The 7,705-nt window shown below is 70.4% G+C and carries 7 protein-coding genes; all 7 read right to left on the bottom strand.

From position 1 onward, the window contains the following. Positions 1 to 75 precede the first annotated feature (75 nt). Positions 76 to 1,548, bottom strand: a complete 1,473-nt coding sequence (locus AOK17_RS44935; protein WP_079053648.1) for an amino acid permease — start codon at positions 1,546 to 1,548, stop codon at positions 76 to 78. Between the two features lie 120 nt (positions 1,549 to 1,668). Continuing rightward, positions 1,669 to 2,580 carry a TauD/TfdA dioxygenase family protein gene (locus AOK17_RS44940; RefSeq protein ID WP_055618431.1) on the bottom strand — a complete coding sequence of 304 codons (912 nt, stop codon included), beginning with the start codon at positions 2,578 to 2,580 and terminating at the stop codon, positions 1,669 to 1,671. A gap of 70 nt (positions 2,581 to 2,650) precedes the next feature. Further along, a complete protein-coding gene (locus tag AOK17_RS44945; RefSeq protein ID WP_107102667.1) occupies positions 2,651 to 4,003 on the bottom strand; it encodes an LLM class flavin-dependent oxidoreductase in 1,353 nt (450 codons plus the stop codon). Then, the gene (locus tag AOK17_RS44950; RefSeq protein WP_245697791.1) at positions 4,000 to 4,851 is read right to left on the bottom strand and encodes an ABC transporter ATP-binding protein; all 852 of its coding nucleotides are present in this window, start codon (positions 4,849 to 4,851) and stop codon (positions 4,000 to 4,002) included. The genes AOK17_RS44945 and AOK17_RS44950 overlap by 4 nt, the downstream gene beginning before the upstream one ends. Beyond that, on the bottom strand, positions 4,827 to 5,702 hold the full coding sequence (locus AOK17_RS44955; protein ID WP_055618432.1) for an ABC transporter permease: 876 nt from the start codon (positions 5,700 to 5,702) through the stop codon (positions 4,827 to 4,829). The genes AOK17_RS44950 and AOK17_RS44955 overlap by 25 nt, the downstream gene beginning before the upstream one ends. Continuing rightward, positions 5,699 to 6,766: an ABC transporter substrate-binding protein gene (locus AOK17_RS44960; RefSeq protein WP_055618433.1), complete on the bottom strand. Its 1,068-nt coding sequence runs from the start codon at positions 6,764 to 6,766 to the stop codon at positions 5,699 to 5,701. Before AOK17_RS44960 ends, AOK17_RS44955 begins: the two co-directional genes overlap by 4 nt. Positions 6,767 to 7,097: 331 nt before the next feature. Then, positions 7,098 to 7,705 (bottom strand): ROK family protein (locus tag AOK17_RS44965; RefSeq protein ID WP_157881540.1); only part of this gene is annotated, 608 nt, incomplete at its 5' end.

Here is a 7,705-nt window from a genome sequence, read left to right on the forward strand (position 1 = left end):
TGCGGGTCCGCTGCGGCTGGCCGCGCAGTTCCCCGCGCCCCTGAAAGCCAAAGGATTGCGCCGTTCCCCGCGCCCCTAGAGGGCGCGGTTCGCTCGTGTCTTCTGCCAGGTGTAGCCCGCCGCCGCCAGCGCCAGGGTCATCGCGCCTGTCGAGTACAGCTGGATCCGGGTGTCCGGTTCTCGGGCCATCAGGATGAGGATCGCCAGCATGCCCGCGAGGGCTGCCCAGGTCAGGACCGGGAAAGCCCACATCCGTACGACCAGCTTCTCCGGGGCCTCGCGTTCCAGGTTGCGGCGCAGGCGGAGCTCGGAGACCGCGATGAAGATCCAGACGACCAGGATCACCGCGCCGATCATGTTCAGGAGCCAGGGGAAGACGTCGTCGGGGCGCCAGTAGCTCAGCAGGACGCAGACGAAGCCGAAGACGGAGGAGGCGAGGACAGCGGTCCGCGGGACGCCTCCCGACACGTGGCCGAGGGCCTTCGGTCCCTGCCCCCGCCGCACCAGCGAGTACGCGATGCGCGAGGAGCCGTAGATGTTGGCGTTCATCGCCGAGAGCAGGGCGACCAGCACGACCACGTTCATCAGCTGGCCCGCGCCCGGGATGCCCAGGTGGTCGAGGGCGGCGACGTACGGGCCCTTCTCGACGACCGCCTTCGAGTCCCACGGGACGAGCGTGACGATGACCGCCATCGAGCCGATGTAGAAGAGCGCGATGCGCCACATCGCGGTGCGCACGGCGCTCGCGACACCCCGCACCGGGTCCTGCGACTCGGCCGCCGCGATGGTGACGGTCTCCAGACCGCCGTACGCGAAGACGGAGGCGAGCAGACCGATGACGAGCCCCTCGCCGCCGTTCGGCAGGAAGCCGCCCTCGCCGGTGAGGTTCGTGAGGCCGGGGGAGTCGGTGCCAGGCAGGACCCCGGCGATCGCCAGCACGCCGAGCACCAGGAACAGCGTGATCGCGCCCACCTTCAGCGCGGCGAACCAGAACTCGAACTCGCCGAAGTTCTTCACCGCGGCCAGGTTCGCGGCACAGAAGACGACCATGAAGAGGGCCACCCAGGCCCACTCCGGCGTGCCCGGCAGCCAGCCCGTCACGATCTTCGCGGCGCCGATGCCCTCCAGGCCGACGGCCGTGCAGAGCAGCACCCAGAACGACCAGCCGGCGGTGAACCCGGCCCACGGCCCGATCGCCCGCTCGGCGTGCGCCGAGAAGGAACCGGACGACGGATACGCGGCCGACATCTCGCCGAGCATCCGCATCACCAGCATGACGAGCAGACCGGAGACGGCGTACGCGACGACGATCGACGGGCCGGCGGCGGCGATGCCGGCGCCGGAGCCGACGAACAGGCCCGCGCCGATCACTCCGCCGAGGGCGATCATCGACAGATGGCGCTGCTTGAGGCCGTGCGAGAGCGAGACATCCGCGTCGGGATCTCCCGGAGATCCGGGAGATCCGGGAGATCCGGGAGATCCGGGAGATCCGGGAGATCCGGGAGTGCCGGGAGTGCCGGGCGCGGGTTCGTGGGTGGTACGGGACATGGGTGCGGGTGGTCCCTTGCGTGCGAGGGCAAAAACGCCCACAGTCTGGGCAGCCCCTCCGCCCGCACGGAGAGGCCGCCCACTATGTGGACGGCCTCGACACGGAGTGCGAGATTCCGATTACGCGACCGTCGCGTACGTGGCGACCGACGTGTAGTGCGAGGCGTCCCCCGCGATCGAGTAGCTCTCCTTGCCCTCGATGCCGACCGGTACGTCACCGGCGACCGTCACCCGGTTCAGGCGGCGCGGCAGGCCGTCGTAGTTGTCGATGGCGTAGTGCTGGGTGATGCGGTTGTCGAAGAGGACGAGCTGGTTCGGGGACCAGCGGTGGCGCAGGACGTTCTCGGGCCGGGTGACGTACGCCTGGAGCAGGTCGAGGACCTTGCGGGACTCGCTCACGGACAGGCCGACGATCCGCTGCGCGAAGCCGCCGATGAACAGCCCGCGCTCACCGGTCAGCGGGTGGACGCGGACGACGGGGTGGGCGGTGCGGTACTTGATGGAGGTGAACTGGGCGCGCTGGGCGGCCTGTTGCTCGTCCACGTCCTCCTCGGGCACCGCGTAGTCGTAGTCGTTGGTGTGCTCGGCCCACAGGGTGTCGGCGAGCAGCCGGAGCGGTTCGGGCAGGTTGCGGTAGGCGGCGGCCGAGCTGGCGATCAGCGTCTCGCCCCCGTACGGCGGGATCGTGATGCTGCGCAGGGTGCTGGCCTGCGGCGGGTTGAGGACGAACGTGACGTCGGTGTGCCAGTTGTTGGCGGCCCGGCCGCGCTCGCTGTCGACGGGCAGCACGTTCGGGGCGCCCTCGACGGGGGGCACGGTCGGGTGGGCGGTGGTCAGGTCGCCGAAGTGACGGGCGAAGGCCTGCTGTCCCTCGTCGTCGAGGTGTACGTCGTCGAAGACCAGGGCCTTGTGGACGTTGAGGGCGTCGCGGAGGGCGGTGACGGTCTCGTGGTCGAGCGGCTTCGAGATGTCGACGCCGGATATCCGGGCGCCGATCCTCGCGGTGACCTTGTGGATCTCGATGTCGGACATGGGGTTCCTTTCGGGAGCGGGAGCGGGAGCGGGAGCGGGAGGGGGAGCGGGCTCGGAGTCGGGCTCGGGCTCAGACTCGGGCGAGCGCTGGGGCTGGGGCGGTGACGTACTGGTTGGCGGGGCGCGGGAGTCCGTATCTCTCGCGCAGGGTCTGCCGGGGGCCGTACTCCTCGCGAAGCAGGCCGCGGGCGCGCAGGAGCGGGACGACGTGGTCGACGAAGGCGTCGAGGCCGGACGGCAGGACGGCGGGCATGATGTTGAAGCCGTCGGCGGCGCCGTGCGTGAACCACTGCTCGATGGCGTCGGCGACCTGCTCGGGCGTCCCGGCGAAGGTGAGGTGCCCGCGCCCGCCGCCGAGTCGCCCGATCAGCTGCCGCACGGTGAGGCGCTCGCGCCGGGCCAGCTCCACTACAAGCGTGTAGCGGCTCTTGGCGCCCTCGATGACGCTCTCCGGAGGCAGGTCGGAGGGGAGCTCGGCATCCAACTCCAGTGTCCCCGGCGGCAGTTGGAGCAGGGCTTCCAGGCGGCCCACACCGTGCGCGTACACGATGTGGTCCTCCAGGACCTGCTCGGCCGCCAGCGCCTCGGTCTCCGTCGAACCGATGACGGGGACGATGCCGGGCAGCACCTTGATGTGGCCGGGGTCCCGACCGGCCGCCGCCGTACGGGACTTGAGGTCGGCGTAGAAGGCCTGCGCGTCCTCGATGGTCTGCTGGGCGGTGAACACGGCCTCCGCGTACCGGGCGGCGAACTCCTTGCCGTCCTCGCTCGACCCCGCCTGCACCAGGAGCGGGTAACCCTGCGGTGTGCGCGGCACGTTGAGGGCGCCCTCAACGCTGAAGTAACGGCCCTTGTGCCGGGCGGGGTGGACTCTCGTGTCGTCGCCCCAGACGCCGGACGCCTTGTCGGCGACGATCGCGTCGTCCTCCCAGCTGTCCCAGAGCTTCAGGGCCACGTCGAGGAACTCGGCGGCACGCGCGTACCGCTCGGCGTGCGCGGGCTCCGCGTCGAGACCGAAGTTGCGGGCGGCCTCGGCGCCCGCCGTGGTGACGATGTTCCAGCCCGCCCGGCCGCCGCTGATGATGTCGAGCGAGGCGAACTTGCGGGCCAGGTTGTAGGGCGAGTTGTAGGAGGTGGAGGCGGTGGCGATCAGGCCGATGTGCTCGGTGGCCGTCGCCAGCGCGGTGAGGAGGGTGAGCGGCTCCAGGGCGCCGGCCGGCCGCTGGGCGAGGTTGCCCCACAACTGCGGCCCGTCGGCGAGGAAGAGCGAGTCGAAGGTCCCGCGTTCGGCGATCCGGGCCAGGTGGACGTAGTGGCCGAGTTCCACATGGGCGTACGGATCGCTCTCCGGGAGCCGCCACGAGGCCTCGTGGTGACCGGTGTTCATGAGGAAGGCGTTGAGATGCAGTCTGCGCTCGGTCACTTGGGGTCCTCCGCGTGCTCATGGTGCTCGTGGCGATCGTGGCGCTTCTGGTGGTCGTCGGCCCTGCCGGTCCCCTCGGTCCCGTGGGCCCCGTCGGTCCCGTCGGTCTCGTGGTGGTCGTGGTGCTCCGTGACGCCGAGGGCGGTGAGGAGCCGTTCGCGGTACTCGCCGAGCAGTGGGTCGCGGTACGAGCGGGGGTGCGGGCGGTCGATGGTCAGGTCGAGGCCGATGCGGCCCTCGTCGAGCACGAGCACCCGGTCGGCCAGCACGATCGCCTCGTCCACGTCGTGGGTGACGAGCAGGACGGAGGGCCGGTGGCGCTCCCACAGTTCGCGCAGCAGGGTGTGCATACGGATCCGGGTGAGCGCGTCCAGCGCGCCGAACGGCTCGTCGGCCAGCAGGAGTTCGGGCTCACGGACGAGGGAGCGGGCCAGCGCGGCCCGCTGGGCCTCACCGCCGGACAGCTCGTTGGGCCAGGCCCGTTCGCGGCCCGCGAGCCCCACTTCGGCGAGGGCGGCACGGCCCCGCTGCTCGGCCTCCTTGCCGTCGAGACCGAGCAGGACGTTGTCGAGGACGCGCTGCCAGGGCAGCAGCCGGGAGTCCTGGAAGACCACGGACACCCTTGAGGGGGCGGTGAGTTGACCGCTTCCCGCGACCTCGTGATCGAGTCCCGCGACCGCCCGCAGCAGCGTGCTCTTTCCGGAGCCGCTGTGCCCGAGCAGCGCGGTGAACTGTCCGGCGGGAAGGTCGAGGTCGATGCCGTCGAGGACGGTCCTTCCGTCGAACGACCTTGTCAGACCCAGGAGTTGGACGGCCGGACGGGTCAGCTGCTCAGCGTGCGGCGCCATGACAGCACCCTCCGTTCGATCAGACGGACCGCGCTGTCGGAGATCAGGCCGAAGATGCCGTAGACGACCAGGCCGACGAGGATGACGTCCGTCTGGCCGTAGTTCTGGGCCTGGAACATCATGTAGCCGAGTCCGCTGGTGGCGTTGATCTGCTCCAGCACGACCAGGCCCAGCCAGGAGCCGGTCACCCCGAGCCGCAGCCCGACGAAGAAGCCGGGCAGCGCGCCCGGGATGACGATCCGCCGGATGAAGGCGTACCTCGACAGGCCCTGGACCTCGGCGAGTTCGACGAAACGGCTGTCGATGCCGGAGAGCGCGGCGTGCGTGTTCAGGTAGATCGGGATGTAGACGACGATCGCGATGATGGCGATCTTGAAGGTCTCGCCGATGCCCAGCCAGAGGATGAACAGCGGGATCAGACCGAGCGTCGGTATCGCCCGGTTGAGTTGCACCGACCCGTCGATCAGCGCCTCGCCGGTCCGGCTGAGCCCGGACGCCAGCGCGAGGGCGATACCCGCGGCCAGGCCGATCGCGAAGCCGGAACCGGCGCGTTGCAGCGAGGTCAGGATGTCGGTGGGCAGTGTCCCGTCGGTCCACAGATGGACGCCGGTCTCCAGCACCGTCCAGGGCGCCGGAATCGCACCAGGATCGAGCTGCCCGGCGGCGGAGGCGGCGGCCCACAGCGCGAGCAGCAGGGCCGGACCGAGGAAGCGGGTGGCGGGCAGCCGCTTGCCAGGAGAGAGCCGGCGACGCCTGCGGACCTGGGGATTTCCCACGGTGGCCGCGAAGGGAGTGGTGGCGGCCGTGGCGCCGGTCGCGGTTGCGGTAGTGGTCGTGGTCACGGCGCTCACCTCCGGTACTCCGCCGGTACGGACTTCGCCGCGATGCCCTCGAAGCGCCGGTCGAAGAGGGAGTCGACCTTGAACCCCTTCACGAAGCCGCCCTCGGCCAGCAGGTCGGCGGTCTCCTGCTCCCACTTCACCGCTTCGTCCCAACTCGGCGGGAACAGCGGTTTGTTGGCGAGCTCGGTGATCGACCGCGCCTGCGCGAGCGTGAGGTTCTGCGTCTTCACGTAGAACTCCTCGTTCCAGGCGTCGGGGTGCTCGTACGCCCACACCGCGCCCTTCGCCCAGCGCGGGATGTACGCGGCGACGGCGGCGGCCTTCGCGGGGTCGGCGAGCACGGAGGTGGGCGCCCACAGCAGGTTCAGCAGGTCCACGACGTCCGTGGTGATGAGATGGGCGCCCTTGGACCCGTACTGCTTGAGGTACGCGGGTGACTGGGCGTTGGCGAGCGGGGCGATGTCCACCTGGCCCGCCTGGAGCGCGGTGAGGAACTGGTTGCTGGTCAGCGGCACCAGATCGACGTCGTCGTACGCCAGCCCGGCCTCCTTCAACGCCCGCAGCAGTACGACCCCCTGCGCCTGTCCCTGAGAGAAGGCGAGCTTCTTTCCCTTGAAGCCCTGGACGTCCTGGATGTCGCTGCCGGGCTTGGTGGCGAAGAGGTAGTTGGGCTTGCGGGTGACGTTGATCGCGACGATCTTCGCGTCGAAGCCCTGGTAGTGCGCCTGGATGGGCGGGATGCCCGCGTTGTTGCCGACGTCCAGGGACTTGGCGCGGAAGGCGTTGATGACATCGGGTCCGGCGCCGAGGTTCGGCCAGTCGGCCACCTTGAACGGCAGGTCGGACAGGCCCGCGAGCTTGAACTGCAGCTGCTGGACACCTTGGTAGGAGGCGATCTTCAGGCTCGTACCGGACGGGACCTTGTCCGCCAGCGGGGCGGACGTGGACCCCTTGACCCCGGTGTCGGCGGCGCTGCTGCCCGCGCAGCCGCTGAGCCCGGCCGCGGCGGCGGCCCCGAGCAGGGACGAGAGGAAGAGACGCCGGTCGACACCGGAGGCGGACGGAGGTGGCATGGGAGGACTCCCTGAATTCATCGGGGCAGGCAGATACGCGGGACTCCGGGCATTCCCGTCAATTCCGGGCAGGGCGAAGCCGGGAACGCGGAAGGTGCGCAGGGGTGGGCACACGTGGAAGCGCACGCGGAGGGCGTGGCGTCGGTGTGGTGCGGTGTGGCGGTGGTGGCCAAAGGACGCTGACGGATCGGCGAGGACCGCGGACGGATCGGCGAGTAACGCGGATCGATCGTCGTCAGTGCGTCAACGCGTCAGCAACAGAAGGTGCGACAGCTCATGAACACGATGCTCCTGGCCTGGTGGGGGCCTGTCAACATTCGGATTTTCTGAATTAAATCGTCCCCGGTGAGGCGGTCGAGGACCTGATGGACGGTGTGCTCGACGGCGTGTTCGACGGCGCGCTCAGCGGATCCCGGTAGAGCACGTCCAAGGCCACCGATCCCCCGGCCACGGCGAGTACGGAGTCCGGAAAACTGGTCGGCACGACGGCCGCCGCCCGGTCGGGACCGACCTCCTCGCGCAGGGCGGCGAGGCAGTCCTCCCGGTGGACGGCGCCCATCTCCGTGACGACGACCGTGTCCGGGTTGAGCACGTCGAGCAGGAGCCCCGCCGCACGGCCGACCATCCGGGCGCGGTGCAGCAGCAGGCGTACGGCGACGGGGTCGCCGCCGGCCGCCGCGGCGAGGATGTGCATGGGGTCGGAGGTCCGGATGATCCCGGCCTCGCGCGCCCTCCTGCACAGGGTCCGCTCGCTCAACTCGGCCTGCAGGCAGCCGGTCCGGCCGCAGTCGCAGCGTTCCGTGCCGCCCGCGAGCGGGAGATGGGCGATCGCGCCGGACTGGGAACGGGGACCGTGGTGGACCTCGTCGTGGGTGGCGAAGGCGGCGTCCACGACGTTCCCGACGAAGAGGTGCAGCACGCTGCCGCCGGCGCCGGCGG

It is taken from the genome of Streptomyces phaeochromogenes (assembly GCF_001418655.1).
GTDB lineage: Bacteria > Actinomycetota > Actinomycetes > Streptomycetales > Streptomycetaceae > Streptomyces > Streptomyces phaeochromogenes.

Coding starts and splice junctions, on each gene's coding strand:
- AOK17_RS44935 (WP_079053648.1), bottom strand. CDS start 1,548: ATGTCCCGTACCACCCACGAACCCGCGCCCGGCACTCCCGGCACTCCC.
- AOK17_RS44940 (WP_055618431.1), bottom strand. CDS start 2,580: ATGTCCGACATCGAGATCCACAAGGTCACCGCGAGGATCGGCGCCCGG.
- AOK17_RS44950 (WP_245697791.1), bottom strand. CDS start 4,851: ATGGCGCCGCACGCTGAGCAGCTGACCCGTCCGGCCGTCCAACTCCTG.
- AOK17_RS44960 (WP_055618433.1), bottom strand. CDS start 6,766: ATGCCACCTCCGTCCGCCTCCGGTGTCGACCGGCGTCTCTTCCTCTCG.